Genomic DNA, 16,093 nt, shown 5'->3' on the forward strand with positions numbered 1-16,093 from the left:
CCGGGTGAGGTGAGGAGGCCGAAAGAAGGCACAGTCCATGCCAGACGCTCGTCCCCGCCACCGGCAGAAGCCTTGGAAGCTCAAGGTGGCCGTCGTGGTGGCAGCGGTGTCGCTGGGCGCGGTCGGGATCGCGGTGGCCGCACCGCGCACCCCGGCGCCGCCGCCCGCGACCCCGAACCCCGGCTGCACCCTCAAGGTGCCCGACGACCCGTTGTCCGCCCGTGGCCTCGCCACGCCGTACCAGCTCAGCGCGACCGATCCGCGCCTGGGCGCGTGCCACGAACCGGTGGACGCGCAGGGCGCGTTCGCCGAGGCGGCGATCCTCGATCCCGCCACCGGCAAGCTGTCGGTGTACCACCCGCTCGTCGTCGACGCGGGCCGGAGACCCGCCGCGCCCCCGGTCGTCCCGGCCCTGCCCCGCGGCGCCGTCGTCGGGCTGTGGTTCGGCTTCAACGGCGACACGCTGACCCTCGGCGGCAGCCCGGCCGCACTGCGCGCGGGCCAGTGCGTCAACGGCCTGGGCCGCTCGCTATTCGGCCAGGTCGCTTTCTGCGGCGCGCAGGCGTTCTTCGACGCGGCCAACAAGGCCGTGCGAGCGGGCAAGCTGCGGATCCCGCCGCTCGGCCGGGCGACGGACGGCCGGCCGTGCCCGTCGGTGCGCGACTTCTCGCTGGTGGACCAGGACCAGAGCGACAACGTCACCACGACCTACCTCGCGACGCCCGACGGCCGGACGGCCCAGGCCACCGCGGCCAACGCCCGCGCGCTCGGGAAACCCGCGACGCTCGCCAACGGCAGCGACAACCGGCTGCTCGACGCGTTCGTGGACCCGGCGCTGGGCTGCACGCCGTTCACGGCACCGGACCTCACCGACGGCGGCCGGCCCACGACGTCGCTCGCCCTCAACGAGCTGCAGGCCGCGGCCGGGCAGCGGGCGCCGGTCGCGCTGGTGCCCCAGGGTGACCCGATGACGCTCGTCGACGGGAAACCCAGCCAGGCCAAGGCGAACCTGTACCGCGCGGGCGTCGACCAGCCCGCGCTGGACCGGCGGTCCGCGAGCACCCGGTCGTACTGCCGCAACCTGCGGACGTCCGGGCTGGACCGGCTCACCGCCGACCGACGGCTGCTGCGGGCGGCGCCGTCCCCGGACGGCGGCGTCGGCCTGCTGAAGTTCCTGACCGACCGGCTCCAGGGTTCGCTGCAGCAGCTGGGCTGCACGCACCCGGCGGCGTCGGCCCACCCGGACGCGGCCGCCGAACCGGACCCGGCCGACCAGGCGGCGGCAACGGACGCCGTGCGGACGCTCGACACGCTCAAGAACGGCTGACGGTCACCCCGCCAGCGCCCCGGCGACCTCCTCGCGCAGCTGCGGAAGCTTCGCGTAGAGGCGGTCGCCGGGGCATTCGGTGTTGTAGTAGTCGCGGTGCCCCTTGATCTCGGCGACGGGAATGCCGTACTGGCGGCAGATGTAGGCGCAGAACGTTACGAGGGACGCCCACTGCGCTTCGGGCGGCTCGACGCTGGTGTAGGTGCCTTCGTTCTCGATGCCGATGGCGTTGGTGTTCTGGCCGGGGCAGTGCGCGCCCTGGATCATCGTGGTGCCGCCGCGCAGGGCATCGAGACTGCCGTGCCGTCCTTCCATTCGGTACCCGCCACGGCTGACCGTGAAGTGCTGGCCGGTGTCGGACCAGCCGTTGTTGTCGATGTGGTCGTGCTGGTCGTCGCGGGCGACCTGGAAGGCGTGCGCGAGGGAGTAGTCGGTGCTGTTGGGGCAGGCGATGTGGTGGATGAGGACGCGGTTCGCGGGGTGGTCGAGGGTGGTGAGCGCGTCGGCGGGCGGCCGGGCACCCCACTCGGCGCAGCTGTAGATCCGGGGTTCGGTGGCGGCTTGGGCGGCTCGCGGGAGGACGAGCCCAGCTGCTCCGGCGACGGCCAGACCGGCGGCGCCGCGGAGGAAGGTGCGCCGCGGGAGGTGTACGAGGTCCATGGACGGACCCTCCCGTGGCGGCGTACAGCTTTCGTACAAACGCCTTCAGAGGCGCAGGGTGGCCTCGAACGGGCGGGTGAGGTGGAGCTCGCCGTTCTCGCTCTTGGCGATGGGCTCGTAGTCCTCGCCGCGGAGTTCGAAGAGGGTGGCGGTGTTCTGTTCCCCCGGCTCGACCAAGAGGTAGAACGAGATCAAAGCCTCGGCGTAGACGGCGCGCTTGAGGATCCGATCCTGCATCTTCGTGGACGGTGACACGATCTCCGCGGCAAGCCGGACGTCGCTCGCTCCGTAGGCCACGGTGTCGACTCCGGGGCAGTCGAGAATGATCAGGTCGGGAGTCAGCAGTCTCCGCGCTGCGAGGCGGACGTTTACCCCGGGCAGCAACTCGGTGCCATCCGGCAATGCGGGCGCGCAGGCGGATTGGAGCTTCCCCAGAAGCCGCTGGTGTTCCAGTCCCGGCCATGGGCTGACGAGCAGCATCCCGTCGACGAGTTCGACTCGCTGCAGCAAGGTTTGTTCTTCGGGCAGGGCGAGAACGTCATCGGCCGTCCAGCCGTCCGGTCGTGGCGGCAAGAGAACTCGTTGTGGATCATCACACGAGGAGTATGCGGACCGCCACCGACAGTTCTGGATCAGGTGAGGGCGTCACATAGGTGCGACACGCGTTCAGCCAGCCGAGGCCAGCTCGCCCGCGCCGCTGTACAGCTCGATCTTGAACCGGATGTGGTCCTGGTGCTCCTGCAACCGCGCGATCTGCGCCGCCACCCGGGCCTCGTGCTCACGCAGGACGTCGACCCGCTCTTCGCGCGTCGCCTCGCCGGAGCGCAGCAGCTCCACGAACCGCAGCATCTCCGCGACCGGCATGCCCGTGTACCTCAAGCACCGCAGCAGCTGCAGGAACTCCACGTCCTGCTCGGTGTAGAAACGCCGCCCGCCGGCCGTGCGGCCCACTTCGTGGAGCAGGCCGATGCGCTCGTAGTAGCGCAGCGTGTCGATCGTGAAACCGGTCTTTTCGGTCACCTGGGCCGGGGTGTAGGACGTCACGGACCCAGAGTGGCACCCGGAGTGCACTCCAGGTCAAGCGGTGGCGACCGCCCGGCGGACGCCTTCCGCCAGTTCCTCGGACAGCCTGCGGACCCCCGAGGGGCCTTCGGCCGCCGCCGTGACCAGGGCCGATCCGACGATCACCGCGTCCGCGAACGACGCCACCTGGGCCGCCTGCGCACCCGACCGCACGCCCAGCCCGACACCGATCGGCAGGTCCGTGTGCGCCCGCGTGCGGCGGACCAGCGTCTCCGCGCCCGCGCCCACCTGGTCGCGCGCGCCCGTCACGCCCATCACCGCGGTCGCGTAGATGAATCCCGAGGACGCCGCCGCGGTGAGCGCGAGACGCTCCTCCGACGACGAAGGCGCCACCAGGAAGGTCCGGTCCAGGCCGTGCTCCTTCGAAGCCGACATCCACGACGCGGCTTCGTCCGGGATCAGGTCCGGCGTGATCAGGCCGAGCCCGCCCGCCGAAGCGAGGTCGCGCGCGAACCGGTCGACGCCGTAGCGGTTCACCGGGTTCCAGTACGTCATCACGACCGCGCGGCCGCCGCGCGCCGACACCGACTCGACCACCTCGAACAGGTGCTTGAGGCGGAAGCCGTTGTCCAGCGCGGTCACCGACGCGGCTTGGATGGTCGGGCCGTCCATCACCGGGTCGGAATACGGGACGCCGACCTCGATGAGGTCCGCGCCGCCGTCGACGCACGCCGCGATCAGGTCCTGGGACCCGGAAACCGTCGGGAACCCGGCCGGGAGGTAGCCGATCAGGGCGCCGCGACCCTCCGCGCGCGTCGTGGCGAAGAGATCGTCGAGCCCGCTCACTTGTCCACCAACCCGAACCACTTCGCCGCCGTGTCCATGTCCTTGTCGCCGCGGCCGGAGAGGTTCACGACGATCAGGCCGTCGGGTCCCAGTTCGCGGCCCAGCACCAGCGCGCCGGCCAGCGCGTGCGCCGACTCGATCGCCGGGATGATGCCTTCGGTGCGCGAGAGCAGCTTGAACGCGTCCATCGCCTCGGCGTCGGTGACCGGCCGGTACTCGGCGCGGCCGGTGTCCTTGAGCCACGCGTGCTCCGGGCCGACGCCCGGGTAGTCCAGCCCGGCCGAGATCGAGTGCGACTCGACCGTCTGGCCGTCTTCGTCCTGCAGCAGGTACGTCATCGCGCCGTGCAGATTGCCCGGCGTGCCCTTCGTGAGCGTCGCGCCGTGGCGGTTGCCCTCGATGCCCTCGCCGCCCGGCTCCAGGCCGACCAGCCGCACGGACGGGTCGTCGTAGAAGCCGGAGAAGATGCCGATCGCGTTCGACCCGCCGCCGACGCACGCCGCGACGACGTCGGGCAGGCGGCCGGCCTGCTCGAGGATCTGCTCGCGGGCCTCGGTGCCGATGACGTGGTGGAAGTTGCGGACCATCGCCGGGAACGGCGCCGGGCCGGCCGCCGTGCCGAACAGGTAGTGCGTGGTGTCGGCGTTGGTGACCCAGTCGCGCAGCGCCTCGTTGATCGCGTCCTTCAGCGTCCGCGACCCGGTCTTGACCGGGATCACCTCGGCGCCGAGCAGCCGCATGCGGGCGACGTTCAGCGCCTGGCGCTCGGTGTCGACCTCGCCCATGTAGACGACGCAGTCGAGGTCGAGCAGCGCGCACGCGGTGGCCGTCGCGACGCCGTGCTGGCCCGCGCCGGTCTCGGCGATCACGCGCTTCTTGCCCATCCGCTTGGTGAGCAGCGCCTGGCCCAGCACGTTGTTGATCTTGTGCGAGCCGGTGTGGTTCAGGTCTTCGCGCTTGAGGAACACGCGCGCGCCGCCGGCGTGCTCGCCGAAGCGCTTGGCCTCGGTGAGCAGCGACGGGCGGCCCGCGTAGTCCTTGAGCAGGCGGTGGAACTCGTTCAGGAAGTCCGGGTCGTGGCGGGCCTTGTCGTACTCGGCGGCGACCTCGTCGACGACGCCGATCAGCGCCTCCGGCATGAACCGCCCGCCGTACGGGCCGTAGTAACCGCGCTCGTCCGGGTCGTGCGTGCCGACGCCGTGAGGCTCTTCGACAACACCGTGTTCCTCGGTCACCGCGACGGCCTCGGGCAGGCGGGGTGGGAACCGGCGGTGACCAGCTTGACCAGGGCGCCCTTCGGGTCACCGGAGGCGACGAGCCCCTCGCCGACCAGCACCGCGTCGGCGCCGTGGCCGGCGTAGGACATCAGGTCGCCCGGCCCGCGGACCCCGGACTCGGCGACCTTGTAGACGTCCATCGGCAGGCCGGGGGCCAGCCGCGAGAAGACGTCGCGGTCCACCTCGAGGGTGTGCAGGTTGCGCGCGTTGACGCCGATGACCTTGGCGCCCGCTTCGAGGGCCTTGTCGGCCTCTTCGGCGTTGTGGATCTCCACCAGCGCGGTCATCCCGAGCGACTCGACGCGGTCGAGCAGCGCGGCGAGCGCGTTCTGCTCCAGCGCGGCGACGATCAGCAGCACCATGTCGGCGCCATGCAGGCGGGCCTCGTGCACCTGGTACGGGCTGACGATGAAGTCCTTGCGCAGGATGGGGGTGTCCACCGCGGCGCGGACCGCGTCGAGGTCGGCCAGCGAGCCGCCGAAGCGGCGCTGCTCGGTGAGCACGCTGATCACGCGCGCGCCGCCGTCTTCGTAGTCCTTCGCCAGCGCGGCGGGGTCGGGGATGTCGGCCAGGTCGCCCTTGGAGGGGCTGCGGCGCTTCACCTCGGCGATCACGCCGATGCCGGACTCGCGCAGGGCGGACATCACGTCGCGGGGCGCCGGGGCGGCCGCCGCGCGGATCTTCAGCTCGTCGAACGGCAGCACGGACTCGCGTGCCGCGAGGTCCTCGCGCACGCCGGCGACGATGTCTTCGAGCACGGTCACCGGGCGCCCCCGCCCGGGTACGCGCTCACGGATTCATTCGCAAGGTCGCTCACAAAAACCTTCCCCTTCCCGCCGAAACGATGCTAACCCCCGCATCTGGAGCGCCCGGTTCCGGGTGCGCGCGTTACTCCGAATGCCTCCCCCGGACGTCCGTCGGGTCCTCTCCTTCCGACAGCGCTTCCCACAGCTCGGCGTCCGGATCGCGCGCCTTCTTGCGCGTGGCCGGGGCCGCGTACCGGGCCCCGAGCCGCGCGGCCTTCCCGGCGCCCTTGACGGCTGCCAACCCGCCCGCCCCGACGAGAATTCCCCCCAGCACGGCCAGGCCGCGCCCGAGCAGCATCTGCGTCACGGGCAGCCCGTCGGCGTACCCGGAGAACTTGACCCCCGCCACGCCGGACCAGACCGCGGCGACGCCCGCCAGCGCGAGCACGACGCCCAGGACGCGGCGCGCCCAGCCGCCGGTCGCGATCACCCCGGCCACGCCCGCCAGCGCGAGCAGGGCCAGCGGCACGAGCGCCGTCGCGCGCTGCTCGCCGGTCTCGCGGTAGAGCACCGTGCCGCGCACGCCGCCGTCGCGGAACTCGGCGAACCACGTCAGCCGTGACGCACCCCACAGCGCGAGCGCGCCGAGCAGGAGCGCGCCCACGATCATCCACAGTGGACGGCGAGACGGCGTGTCAGACATGGGCGGAGTCCGCGGCCGGGTCGAGGGAGCCCGCCGCCACCATCGTCTGCGCGGCGGCCACGGCCGAAAGCACGGTCCTGGCCTTGTTGAGCGACTCGGTGTCCTCGTAGTCCGGCACCGAGTCGGCGACCACCCCGCCCCCGGCCTGGACGTGCGCGATGCCGTCCTTGACCAGCGCCGTGCGGATCGCGATCGCGGTGTCCGCGTCGCCGGCGAAGTCGAGGTAGCCGACGACGCCGCCGTACAGCGCGCGGCGGACCGGCTCCAGCTCCTCGATCAGCTGCATCGCGCGGACCTTCGGCGCGCCCGAGAGTGTCCCGGCCGGGAAGCACGCGGTGACCGCGTCGAACGCCGTCTTGCCCTCGGCCAGCTCGCCGGTGACGGTCGACACGATGTGCATGACGTGGCTGTAGCGCTCGATCTGGAAGAAGTCGACGACGCGCACGGTGCCCGGCTTGCAGACCTTGCCGAGGTCGTTGCGCCCGAGGTCGACGAGCATCAGGTGCTCGGCGCGCTCCTTCTCGTCGGCCAGCAGGTCCTTGGCCAGCTGCGCGTCCTCCTCCGGGTCGGCGCCGCGCCAGCGCGTGCCCGCGATCGGGTGCGTGGTCGCGCGGCCGTCCCGCACGGTGACGAGCGATTCGGGGCTGGAGCCGACGATGTCGAAGCCCTCCAGCCGCAGCAGGTACATGTACGGGCTCGGGTTGGACGTCCGGAGCACGCGGTAGATGTCGAGCGCGTCGGCAGCCGTCGGGATCTCGAACCGTTGCGACGGCACGATCTGGAACGCTTCGCCGGCCTTGATCGCCTCGACGGCCTTCTCGACCGCCGCGTGGAAGTCCTCCTTGGACCGCTTCCGGACGAATTCGGGCGCGGGACGCTCGAACGCGGCCACCGTCGGCGGCGCGTGGACCTGCAGTTCCTCGGTCATCACGGACAGCCGGGCGACGGCGTCGTCGTAGGCCGCGTCCACGCGCTCGGGCGAGTCGTCCCAGTTGACGGCGTTCGCGATGAGCGTCACCGTGCCCTCGTGGTGGTCGAACGCCGCGAGGTCGGTGGCCAGGAGCATGGTGAGCTCCGGGATGTCGAGGTCGCGCTCGGCCAGCTCCGGCAGCTTTTCCAGCCAGCGCACGGAGTCGTAGCCGATGTAGCCGACCATGCCGCCGGTCAGCGGCGGCAGCCCGGGCAGCGGCTCGGTGTGCAGTGCTTCGATGGTCTCGCGCAGGACGTCCAGCGGGTTGCCGTCGGCCGGCAGGCCGACCGGCGGCGTGCCGGTCCAGACCGCTTCGCCGTCGCGGACGGTGAGCGCGGCCGGGCTGCGGACGCCGATGAACGACCAGCGCGTCCAGGAGGCGCCGTTCTCCGCGGACTCGAACAGGAACGTGCCCGGCCGGTCGGCCGCGAGCTTGCGGTAGACCCCGATCGGCGTCTCGCCGTCGGCGAGGACCCGGCGCACGACCGGGATGACGCGGCGGCTTTCGGCGAGGGCGCGGAAGTCTTCGCGGGAGGGGCTGACCGAGCCGGGACCGGCGGTTGCGCTGACCATGACCCTCATTGTGCTGCACCGCCCGGAGGGGTTTTGCCAGACCCTGAATTCAATGAGTGTTGAATTCAGGAGGTGCGTGCGTCATGATGGAGGCGTGAGCACCACCGAGCCTACTTCGCGACGCCGCGGGCGGCGCCCCGCCGGCCAGGACACGCGCACCGCGCTGATCGAAGCCGCGCGGGCCGTGTTCGCCGAGAACGGCTACGACGGGGCCACCGTGCGCGCGATCGCCACCCGCGCGGGAGTCGACGCGGCCATGGTCAACCACTGGTTCGGCGGCAAGGAGGGGCTGTTCGCCAAGGCGGTGCTCCAGCTGCCCTTCGACCCCATGGAACTGCTGGCCGTCCTGCGCGACGGCCCGGACGACCAGTTCGGCGAGCGGATCGTCCGCACCTTCATCACCCGCTGGGACGGCGCGGGCGGCGAGGTCTTCGTGGCGCTCGTCCGCAGCATCACCGGCCACGAGCAGGCCGGGCACGTGCTGCGCGACTTCTTCCAGAAGTTCTTCACGGCGGCGATCTCGTCGATCGGCTCGGACCGGGTCTCGCTGCGCATGACGCTCTGCGCGTCCCAGATGGTCGGCATGGGCATGGTCCGGTACGTGGCGAAGTTCGAGCCGTTCGCCAGCGAGGACGTCGAGGTCATCGTGCGGGCGGTGGCACCGAACCTGCAGCGCTACCTCACCGGCGACATCGACTGATCCCGCGACCCGATCGCGCGCACGGGCATGGCGTACGGGCCGGGCTTGCGCGGGCCGTACGGGAACAGCACGACCATCCGCCGCCCCCAGCCGCCGATCCACGCGCGGCGGTGCTCCTGGCCGGCCAGGACGCCGGGGCCGTGCGTCGACAGCGCGCAGCGCAGCACGATCCCGGAGCCGTCGCGGTAGCGCACCCGGACCTCCGGCAGGCGCCGGCCGCGTCCGCGGTAGGGGTCGGGCACGACGGTGACCGCCGCGACCCGCCACCCGGTGCGGGTGACCGCGCGGGCCCGGCCGCGCCAGCCCGCCGCGCCGTTCAGCGCGAACGGCATCCCGATGAAGCCGGCCAGCAGGAGGAGCACGCCGAAGCCGACGAGGACCTGGTTCTCGTTCGGCTCCTCGGGGGTGCGGACGTGCTCCGGATCGGCCGGGTCGTAAATGACGGTCACCACGTCGCCGACGCGGTAGGCGTGCGTGGTGTCGCGCACGATCTCCGCGGTCCAGGCCGTGCCCGGCGACTCGTAGCGCACCCGGAACGAAGGCGTCCCCTTGGCCGGGTTGTCGACGGAGACCACCACGCCGGCCACGCGGACACCGGAGGCGAGCAGGTCCGCGGCGGTCTGGTCCGCCGCGTTCGTGCCCGCGACTCCGCCCGCGAACACCGCGGTCCAGACCAGGACCAGCCCGGCCGCGCGACGGGCGAGCCGGCGCAGGCGCGCGGTCTCGGCGTCGAGGTCGATCCGGCCTTCGCCGTTGGTGGCGTCCCGCGCGGGCAGCCAGGCCCCGTAGTCCGGGACGTGGGCCCGCAGCCTCCGGTCGGCGGCCCGCAGCCGCGAGGTGCCGAACGCGGCGAGCGCCAGGGATCCGCTCAGGATGGCGGCTTCGCCGGGGAGTTCACCGTCTTCGAAGACGTAGGCCGGGGCGAGCAGCGAGTAGGTCGTGCCGACGCCGAAGAAGAGGAAGACCAGCATCGCGACGACCGTCAGGACCAGCCAGCCGGTCCGCCGTCTTTCGTGCTCCATCAGCCGAGCGTAGAACCGCCGATCCGCGCCGACGCTGCGAGAAACGGCACAGGGCGCGAGGGCAACCGGACGGCCTCGCCGGGCGTGCGCGGCATGGACCGAGCGGTCTAGAGCCTGTTTTGATGTGCTGACCAGCGGAGCTTGTGGTCGGCGTTGTGGGGTGTGGCGTGTCTTGGGTGAGATAGACGAGGTCTCCGGTAGACCGATCAACGACCAAGCTGATCAAGTACACCGGAGACCTCGTGCCCAGCCTAGCGGCGACGGGGCGAGCCGATCTGACCGACGCGCAGTGGGCGATCCTGGAACCGCTGCTGCCTGTCGGCAAGAAGCCCGGCCGCCCGCCACTGTGGAGTAAACGCCAGCTTTTGGACGGTATCCGCTGGCGGGTTCGTGTCGGTTCGCCGTGGCGTGACGTCCCACCTGTGTATGGCTGCTGGCAAACCGTCTATGGCTTGTTCCGGCGCTGGCAGCGCGCTGGTGTGTGGGCGTTGATCTTGGCGGCGTTGCAGACTCGGGCCGACGCCGCCGGGTTGATCACCTGGGAGGTGAGCGTGGATTCCACGATCAACCGGGCACACCAGCATGCCGCAGGCGCCCGCATCGAGGGCGACCTGCAGAAAGAACCGCCAGGCGGTATCGGCGAGCCCGAACCGGCCGACCACGCGCTGGGCCGGTCGCGGGGAGGCTGGACGACCAAGCTGCATCTGGCCACCGAGCAAGGCCAGAAACCACTGTCGTTGCTGGTGACCGCCGGTCAACGTGGTGATTCACCGCAGTTCGAGGCGGTGCTGGCCAGGGTCCGGGTCGCCCGGGTTGGTGGTGGGCGAGCCCGGACCCGGCCGGATCGTGTCCTGGCGGACAAGGCCTACAGTTCCCGCGCCAACCGGGCCTATCTGCGGCGGCGCGGGATCGCGTGCACGATTCCCCAGCCCTCTGATCAAGTCCGGCATCGCCGCAACCGCGGCCGGGCCGGTGGGCGGCCACCAGCATTCGACCCAGAGATCTACAAGCAACGGCACGCGGTCGAGTGCGGCATCAACCGGCTCAAACGCAACCGAGGCGTCGCCACACGGTTCGACAAACTCGCGGTTCGCTACGAGGCGACCGTGCACATCGCGGCGATCAACGAGTGGCTACGACATTGAAACAGGCTCTAACGGGCAAGCAGGAGCGCGATGAGCGCCAGGGTGCCCGGCAGCACCTGCACGAACAGGATGCGCTTGTTCGCCGTCGCGGCGCCGTAGAGGCCCGCGATGATCACGCAGACGATGCCGTACAGCTTGAGCTGGAAGCCCGTCGGGTCGCTCGCGATGAGGCCCCACACCAGCGCGAGCGCCAGGAAACCGTTGTACAGCCCCTGGTTCGCGGCCAGCGGCGCGCTCTCCTTCGCGAACTCCTCGGTGGTGCCGAAGGCCGCGCGAGCGCGGGGCGTGGTCCAGAGGACCATCTCCAGGACGACGATGTAGACGTGGATCAGGGCGACCAGCCCGACCAGGACGTCGGCGACGATGGTCACGCGAGCTCTTTCTCATCGGCCAGGAGGAGGCGCTCCTCGGTGTCGAAACAGGTGTGCGTGCCGGTGTGACAGGCCGGGCCGGTCTGGTCGACGCGCAGCAGGACCGTATCGCCGTCGCAGTCGATCCGCACCTCGCGGACGTGCTGGTAGTGGCCGGACGTCTCGCCCTTGACCCACAGCTTCGCCCGGCTGCGCGACCAGTACGTGCCGCGGCGGGTGGCGAGGGTGGCGGCGAGCGCGTCGTCGTTCATCCAGGCCATCATCAGCACGTCCGAGGTGGCGTGCTCGACGACGACCGCGGCGATCAGGCCGTCGGCGTTGCGCTTGAGGCGCGCCGAGACGGCCGCGTCCAGGGTCATGCCCGTACTCCCAGGATGTGCCGCTTCAGCGGCATCGAGTTGAACAGGACGAACGCGTAGCCGTACCCGGCGAAGGACAGGCCGGAGAACAGCTTGTTCCACCACAGCGCGGCGCCGAGCAGCAGGAACGCGTGCAGCAGCGCGAACACCACGCTGACGACGAGCCCGCCGATCCGCGCGCTGCCCAGCTTCAGCACGAGCCCGGTCGTCACCACGCCGCCGAGGATGAGCGCCAGCGCGGGCATCCGGTAGATCGCCAGGCTCGACCCGGCGCCGATGACCGGGATCAGGTCGAGCAGCGCCCACGCGACCGGCAGCCCGACCATCAGGGCGGCGGTGACCTTGACCTCGACGGGTGCTTGCCAGGACTTCACCGGACCTCGACCCCGCCTTCGCGCAGCGCGTCCTTGACGTCGCCGATCTTGAGCTGTCCGAAGTGGAACACGCTGGCCGCGAGGACCGCATCCGCGCCGGTGCGCACCGCGGGCAGGAAGTGCTCGACCGCGCCCGCTCCCCCGCTGGCGATCACCGGGACCCGCACGGCCTTGCGGACGAGCTCGATCAGCTCGAGGTCGAAGCCGTTCTTGGTGCCGTCGGCGTCCATGGAGTTCAGCAGGATCTCGCCGACGCCGAGCTCCTCGCCGCGCGCGGCCCACTCGACGGCGTCGATGCCGGTGCCGCGGCGGCCGCCGTGGGTGGTGACCTCGAAGCCGGACGCGGTCGGCTCGCCGCCCTCGGGCACGCGGCGCGCGTCGACCGACAGCACGATGCACTGCGAGCCGAACCGCCGCGACGCCTCGTGGAGGAACTCCGGCCGGGCGATCGCGGCGGTGTTGATGCTCACCTTGTCCGCGCCGGTGCGCAGCAGCCGGTTGACGTCGTCGTTGCTGCGGACGCCGCCGCCGACGGTGAGCGGGATGAACACCTGCTCGGCGGTGCGGCGGACGACGTCGTAGGTGGTCTCGCGGTCGCCGGAGGACGCCGTGACGTCGAGGAACGTCAGCTCGTCGGCTCCCTCGGCGTCGTAGCGCCGGGCCAGCTCGACGGGGTCGCCGGCGTCGCGGAGGCCGGCGAAGTTGACGCCCTTGACGACCCGGCCCGCGTCGACGTCGAGACAGGGGATCACCCGCACCGCGACAGACATGCCCACCAGCGTAGTCAAGAGCGATCTAAGCTCGGGCAATGGCACGGGCGGGACGGCGGCCGGGGCAGACCGAGACGCGCGAGAAGATCCTCGACGCGGCCCGGCACCGGTTCGCCGAGCTGGGCTACGACGGCGCGACGGTCCGCGGGATCGCCGCCGACGCGGGCGTGAACGCGGCCCTGCTGCACCACTTCTTCGGCAGCAAGCAGGCCCTCTTCGCGGCGGCGATGAACCTCCCGGTCAACCCGGCTTCCCTGGTCCCGGCGATCCTGGCGGGCCCGCGCGATTCCGTCGGCGAGCGGCTGGTGCGGGCCTTCCTGACGATCTGGGCCGCACCCGAGGGGCGCACGCCGTTCCTCGCGATGCTGCGCGCGGCGGCGACGAACGAGCAGGTCGCGCTGATGATGCGCCAGTTCATCGAGCGCACGGTCCTCGCCGAGGTGGCGCGCGCGCTGGCCGTGCCGAAGATCCGGGTGACCGGGATCGCGGCGCAGATGATCGGGGTCGCGCTGCTGCGGTACGTGATCAAGCTGCCCCCGCTGGCCGAGGCGTCCGACGAGGAGATCGTCGCGCTGCTGGCCCCGGTGGCGCAGTACTACCTCGACGGCCGCGAAACCGTCGGTCCCCTGCCGTAAGCCGGACATCGGGGGCTGCTCAGCCCGGCGTCCCTCCGCCGACGGCGACCTCCTCCGGCCCGAGGACGTCCTCCCCCGGCAAAAACTTCCGGTCCGCGTGCATCAGCCCGGCCCCCTCGCGCGTCCAGAGGGAGACGGAAGGGACGCGTGTGCGCTTTGAAGAGTTCGTCGCGGAGCGGCTGGACGGCCTGCTCCGCTACGCCACCGTCCTGACGAACGACCCGCACCTGGCGCAGGACGTCGTCCAGGACGTACTGCTGCGCGCCCAGCAGCGGTGGGACGGCATCGACTCGCCGCCGACGTACGTGCGGCGGATGATCACCAACGAGTACCTGTCGTGGCGCCGGCGGGCGGTGCGGCGGATGGTGCCGAGCAGCCACGACGTCCTCGACGCGCTCGGCCCGCCGGAAGCCGACCCGTCGGCCGCCTACGACGAGCGGGACGCGATGCTCGGGCTCCTCGAAACGCTGCCCCGCAAGCAACGCGCGGCGGTCGTGCTGCGCTACTACGAGAACTACTCCGACGCCGAGATCGCCGCCGTCCTGCGCTGCGGCACCTCCACCGTGCGCAGCCAGATCTCCCGCGCCCTCGCCACGCTGCGGACCGCGCCGCGGCACGAAGTCCTCACCACCGGAGACCCCGCATGACCCGCAGCGAGCACGAGACCGAGACGCTGATCCGGGAGAGCCTCGACCGCCTCGCCGCCCGCGCCCCCGACGGTCAGGCGGTCCGCGAAGCGCTCGCGCGGCGTCCGCGGCGGGCGCCCGTCCGGCTCGCGCTGGTGGCCGCCGCCGTGGTCGTCGTGGTGGCCGGGGTGATCCTCGGCACGCAGGCGTTCACCACCACGTCCGACCTGGTCCCGGCGGCGGGCCGGCCGGTGCTCTCCTACGGGCCCGGGTGGCTGCCGGACGGCTTCACCGAGCAGTACCGCGAAGGCGGGCCGGGCAGCGCGCCGCAGGTTCGGCGGTGGTTCGCCGGACCGGCCGAGATCACGCTCTCGGCCTACTCGACCGCCGACCCGGAGTGGTCGCGGACCGCGCTGCGGATCGCGTCGCTCAAGGACCAGGTCCTGGTGCACGGCCGGGTCGCCATGGTCACCGGCGACGCCGGCGGCGCGCTGCTCACCTGGCTGGCCGACGACGACCACGTGCTCACCGTGCGGGTCGGCGGGGTGCCCGACGCCCGCGCGGTCGCCCAGCGGATCGCCGACGACGTCACCACGGAACCGGTCGGCGTCCGCGGTGAGCTGCGCTTCGGTGCGCTCCCGGCGGGGCTGGCCGAACGGTCGGCCGCGGTCAAGGGCACCGGTCCCGGCGACGCGAGCACCGAGCTGACCGCGGCCGACCCCGTGCGGCCGTCGGCGATCGTGCGGGTCACGGCGAGCGCGGGCTCCCCCGGCGTCAACGGCGCCGCGCCCGTCACCGTGCGCGGCGGACCGGGGTTCTTCGTGGCGGCGAAGAACGGCGAGGAGGCGATGGTCGCAGTCCGGCTGCCGTCGGGACGCTGGCTGACGGTGACGGGCGCGCGGCCGGAAGGCGAGCTGGTCGCCGTCGCGGACGGCGTCCAGCTCGACCCCTCGCCCGACTACCGGTGGCTCGGCCGCGCTACCAGTTGACGGCCGGGAACCAGATCACCCCGAGCCGGCCGAGCACGCGGACGTCCCAGTAGAGCAGCGTGAACGTGCCACCGACCAGCAGCGCCGCGCCGGTCACCGTCGCGATCCGGGCGGGCTTCGCGGCGAGCCAGCGCTGCACGCGCCCGCCGGTGGCGTGCGTCAAGAGCAGGAACAGCAGGGCCATGACGACGATGTTGCCCACCGACTGGAGCGCGAACGCGGCCGCGCCGTAGCCGACGTCGTGCTGCTCCGCGGCGCTGCGGAACATGATCCGGAACAGCGGGTAGGGCCGGCCGATCAGGAACCCGCCGATGAGCGCGCCCATCAGGACGAGCGGCGCCGCGGGGTGGCGCGCGACGAACGCCCGGAACGGGTTCGGGACCATGCCGAGCGCGATCAGGCCCATGGCCAGGAAGACCAGGCCGACGACGCCGAAGGCGATCATGGACTGGATGCTGCGCGGCGTCAGGCCCGAGCCGGTCGCGGTGGAGAACTGGGGCATGCGGGTGCCGACGAGAGCCACGACGACGCCGTAGGCGATCGACACGGTCAGCAGGCCGGCGGCGATCCAGCCGAGTGGCTTGAGCGTGGTCGCGAAGCGCCGTTTCTCGCCGGCCTGGCCACCGACGAGCGGGGCGACCGCGCCGAAGGCGGCGATGTTGCAGGCGGTGAAGGAACCGGCGAGGCCGGAGACGAACGCGAAGAGCGTCCCCGCGAGGACCCCGCTGATCGGGGTGGCCTTCGCGTCGTAGCCGAGCAGCCCGTTCGCGACGGTGTCGCCGATGACGGAGTCGACGAACGGCGCGGACCAGAGCGCGGTCAGCGCGAACCCGGCGAGCACCGCGACGACGGCGATCACCGCGCGGCGCGCGGGATAGGGCCCCGCGCCGAAGAACCCCGCTTGCGGATGAACCGGAACCTGCTGTGTGACGGCCATCGACATTCCCTTCGGCGCGCGGGAAACCCCAGTCCGCAAA

The 16,093-nt window shown here is 72.0% G+C and carries 20 protein-coding genes; 6 read left to right on the plus strand and 14 right to left on the minus strand.

Annotation, left to right across the window (positions count from 1 at the left end):
- The first annotated feature begins 94 nt into the window (after positions 1 to 94).
- Positions 95 to 1,327 carry a hypothetical protein gene (locus OG738_RS43760; protein WP_329049929.1) on the plus strand — a complete coding sequence of 411 codons (1,233 nt, stop codon included), beginning with the start codon at positions 95 to 97 and terminating at the stop codon, positions 1,325 to 1,327.
- Between the two features lie 3 nt (positions 1,328 to 1,330).
- Here OG738_RS43760 and OG738_RS43765 read toward each other — a convergent pair whose 3' ends face one another.
- The 8 genes from OG738_RS43765 to OG738_RS43800 form a co-directional block, all read right to left on the minus strand.
- Positions 1,331 to 1,987 carry a peptidoglycan recognition protein family protein gene (locus OG738_RS43765; protein WP_329049931.1) on the minus strand — a complete coding sequence of 219 codons (657 nt, stop codon included), beginning with the start codon at positions 1,985 to 1,987 and terminating at the stop codon, positions 1,331 to 1,333.
- A 45-nt stretch (positions 1,988 to 2,032) separates the two neighbouring features.
- Positions 2,033 to 2,560, minus strand: coding sequence for a Uma2 family endonuclease (locus OG738_RS43770; protein WP_329049932.1), 528 nt, complete (start codon positions 2,558 to 2,560; stop codon positions 2,033 to 2,035).
- 93 nt (positions 2,561 to 2,653) lie between these two features.
- On the minus strand, positions 2,654 to 3,031 hold the full coding sequence (locus tag OG738_RS43775) for a MerR family transcriptional regulator (protein ID WP_329049933.1): 378 nt from the start codon (positions 3,029 to 3,031) through the stop codon (positions 2,654 to 2,656).
- A gap of 33 nt (positions 3,032 to 3,064) precedes the next feature.
- Positions 3,065 to 3,856 carry a tryptophan synthase subunit alpha gene (trpA, locus tag OG738_RS43780; RefSeq protein WP_329049934.1) on the minus strand — a complete coding sequence of 264 codons (792 nt, stop codon included), beginning with the start codon at positions 3,854 to 3,856 and terminating at the stop codon, positions 3,065 to 3,067.
- A complete protein-coding gene (gene trpB / locus OG738_RS43785) occupies positions 3,853 to 5,109 on the minus strand; it encodes a tryptophan synthase subunit beta (RefSeq protein ID WP_442875977.1) in 1,257 nt (418 codons plus the stop codon). Before trpB ends, trpA begins: the two co-directional genes overlap by 4 nt.
- A complete protein-coding gene (gene trpC, locus OG738_RS43790) occupies positions 5,088 to 5,897 on the minus strand; it encodes an indole-3-glycerol phosphate synthase TrpC (protein WP_329049936.1) in 810 nt (269 codons plus the stop codon). Before trpC ends, trpB begins: the two co-directional genes overlap by 22 nt.
- A 124-nt stretch (positions 5,898 to 6,021) precedes the next feature.
- Positions 6,022 to 6,549: a Trp biosynthesis-associated membrane protein gene (locus OG738_RS43795; protein WP_329057061.1), complete on the minus strand. Its 528-nt coding sequence runs from the start codon at positions 6,547 to 6,549 to the stop codon at positions 6,022 to 6,024.
- A gap of 25 nt (positions 6,550 to 6,574) precedes the next feature.
- Positions 6,575 to 8,125, minus strand: coding sequence for an anthranilate synthase component I (locus OG738_RS43800; RefSeq protein ID WP_329049938.1), 1,551 nt, complete (start codon positions 8,123 to 8,125; stop codon positions 6,575 to 6,577).
- 52 nt (positions 8,126 to 8,177) lie between these two features.
- Here OG738_RS43800 and OG738_RS43805 point away from each other — a divergent pair, with 52 nt between their 5' ends.
- On the plus strand, positions 8,178 to 8,825 hold the full coding sequence (locus tag OG738_RS43805; RefSeq protein ID WP_442875852.1) for a TetR/AcrR family transcriptional regulator: 648 nt from the start codon (positions 8,178 to 8,180) through the stop codon (positions 8,823 to 8,825).
- Here the strand turns inward: OG738_RS43805 and OG738_RS43810 are convergent.
- Positions 8,801 to 9,847 (minus strand): DUF3592 domain-containing protein, encoded by a 1,047-nt coding sequence (locus OG738_RS43810; protein ID WP_329049941.1) that lies wholly within the window; start codon positions 9,845 to 9,847, stop codon positions 8,801 to 8,803. The two genes, OG738_RS43805 and OG738_RS43810, sit on opposite strands and share 25 nt — an antisense overlap.
- A 242-nt stretch (positions 9,848 to 10,089) precedes the next feature.
- Here OG738_RS43810 and OG738_RS43815 point away from each other — a divergent pair, with 242 nt between their 5' ends.
- Positions 10,090 to 10,992, plus strand: a complete 903-nt coding sequence (locus OG738_RS43815) for an IS5 family transposase (protein WP_329044868.1) — start codon at positions 10,090 to 10,092, stop codon at positions 10,990 to 10,992.
- Positions 10,993 to 11,000: 8 nt separating this feature from the next.
- On the opposite strand, the gene OG738_RS43820 is transcribed toward OG738_RS43815, so the two are convergent.
- The 4 genes from OG738_RS43820 to hisF are packed head-to-tail and all read right to left on the minus strand — an operon-like array spanning position 11,001 to position 12,866.
- Positions 11,001 to 11,363 (minus strand): DUF1304 domain-containing protein, encoded by a 363-nt coding sequence (locus OG738_RS43820; protein WP_286003233.1) that lies wholly within the window; start codon positions 11,361 to 11,363, stop codon positions 11,001 to 11,003.
- Positions 11,360 to 11,722 (minus strand): phosphoribosyl-AMP cyclohydrolase, encoded by a 363-nt coding sequence (gene hisI / locus OG738_RS43825; protein WP_329049944.1) that lies wholly within the window; start codon positions 11,720 to 11,722, stop codon positions 11,360 to 11,362. Before hisI ends, OG738_RS43820 begins: the two co-directional genes overlap by 4 nt.
- Complete coding sequence (locus tag OG738_RS43830; RefSeq protein WP_329049945.1) at positions 11,719 to 12,096, minus strand: hypothetical protein; 378 nt, start codon at positions 12,094 to 12,096, stop codon at positions 11,719 to 11,721. Before OG738_RS43830 ends, hisI begins: the two co-directional genes overlap by 4 nt.
- A complete protein-coding gene (gene hisF, locus OG738_RS43835) occupies positions 12,093 to 12,866 on the minus strand; it encodes an imidazole glycerol phosphate synthase subunit HisF (protein ID WP_284741013.1) in 774 nt (257 codons plus the stop codon). The genes OG738_RS43830 and hisF overlap by 4 nt, the downstream gene beginning before the upstream one ends.
- Before the next feature lie 38 nt (positions 12,867 to 12,904).
- Here hisF and OG738_RS43840 point away from each other — a divergent pair, with 38 nt between their 5' ends.
- The 3 genes from OG738_RS43840 (at position 12,905) to OG738_RS43850 (ending at position 15,116) form a co-directional block, all read left to right on the plus strand.
- On the plus strand, positions 12,905 to 13,501 hold the full coding sequence (locus OG738_RS43840) for a TetR/AcrR family transcriptional regulator (protein WP_329049949.1): 597 nt from the start codon (positions 12,905 to 12,907) through the stop codon (positions 13,499 to 13,501).
- A 149-nt stretch (positions 13,502 to 13,650) separates the two neighbouring features.
- Entirely contained in the window at positions 13,651 to 14,148 is a 498-nt protein-coding gene (locus OG738_RS43845) for a SigE family RNA polymerase sigma factor (protein WP_329049950.1), read from the plus strand.
- On the plus strand, positions 14,145 to 15,116 hold the full coding sequence (locus OG738_RS43850; protein WP_329049951.1) for a hypothetical protein: 972 nt from the start codon (positions 14,145 to 14,147) through the stop codon (positions 15,114 to 15,116). Before OG738_RS43845 ends, OG738_RS43850 begins: the two co-directional genes overlap by 4 nt.
- On the opposite strand, the gene OG738_RS43855 is transcribed toward OG738_RS43850, so the two are convergent.
- Positions 15,106 to 16,053 (minus strand): hypothetical protein, encoded by a 948-nt coding sequence (locus tag OG738_RS43855; protein WP_329049952.1) that lies wholly within the window; start codon positions 16,051 to 16,053, stop codon positions 15,106 to 15,108. The two genes, OG738_RS43850 and OG738_RS43855, sit on opposite strands and share 11 nt — an antisense overlap.
- Positions 16,054 to 16,093 lie beyond the last annotated feature (40 nt).

This window comes from Amycolatopsis sp. NBC_01488, assembly GCF_036227105.1.
GTDB lineage: Bacteria > Actinomycetota > Actinomycetes > Mycobacteriales > Pseudonocardiaceae > Amycolatopsis.

Excerpts from the sequence above, each read along its gene's own strand:
- hisI (WP_329049944.1), bottom strand. The coding sequence starts at position 11,722 with ATGACCCTGGACGCGGCCGTCTCGGCGCGCCTCAAGCGCAACGCCGAC.
- hisF (WP_284741013.1), bottom strand. The coding sequence starts at position 12,866 with ATGTCTGTCGCGGTGCGGGTGATCCCCTGTCTCGACGTCGACGCGGGC.
- OG738_RS43855 (WP_329049952.1), bottom strand. The coding sequence starts at position 16,053 with ATGGCCGTCACACAGCAGGTTCCGGTTCATCCGCAAGCGGGGTTCTTC.
- OG738_RS43840 (WP_329049949.1), top strand. The coding sequence starts at position 12,905 with ATGGCACGGGCGGGACGGCGGCCGGGGCAGACCGAGACGCGCGAGAAG.
- OG738_RS43795 (WP_329057061.1), bottom strand. The coding sequence starts at position 6,549 with ATGATCGTGGGCGCGCTCCTGCTCGGCGCGCTCGCGCTGTGGGGTGCG.
- OG738_RS43800 (WP_329049938.1), bottom strand. The coding sequence starts at position 8,125 with ATGGTCAGCGCAACCGCCGGTCCCGGCTCGGTCAGCCCCTCCCGCGAA.
- OG738_RS43810 (WP_329049941.1), bottom strand. The coding sequence starts at position 9,847 with ATGGAGCACGAAAGACGGCGGACCGGCTGGCTGGTCCTGACGGTCGTC.
- OG738_RS43805 (WP_442875852.1), top strand. The coding sequence starts at position 8,178 with ATGAGTGTTGAATTCAGGAGGTGCGTGCGTCATGATGGAGGCGTGAGC.
- OG738_RS43850 (WP_329049951.1), top strand. The coding sequence starts at position 14,145 with ATGACCCGCAGCGAGCACGAGACCGAGACGCTGATCCGGGAGAGCCTC.
- OG738_RS43765 (WP_329049931.1), bottom strand. The coding sequence starts at position 1,987 with ATGGACCTCGTACACCTCCCGCGGCGCACCTTCCTCCGCGGCGCCGCC.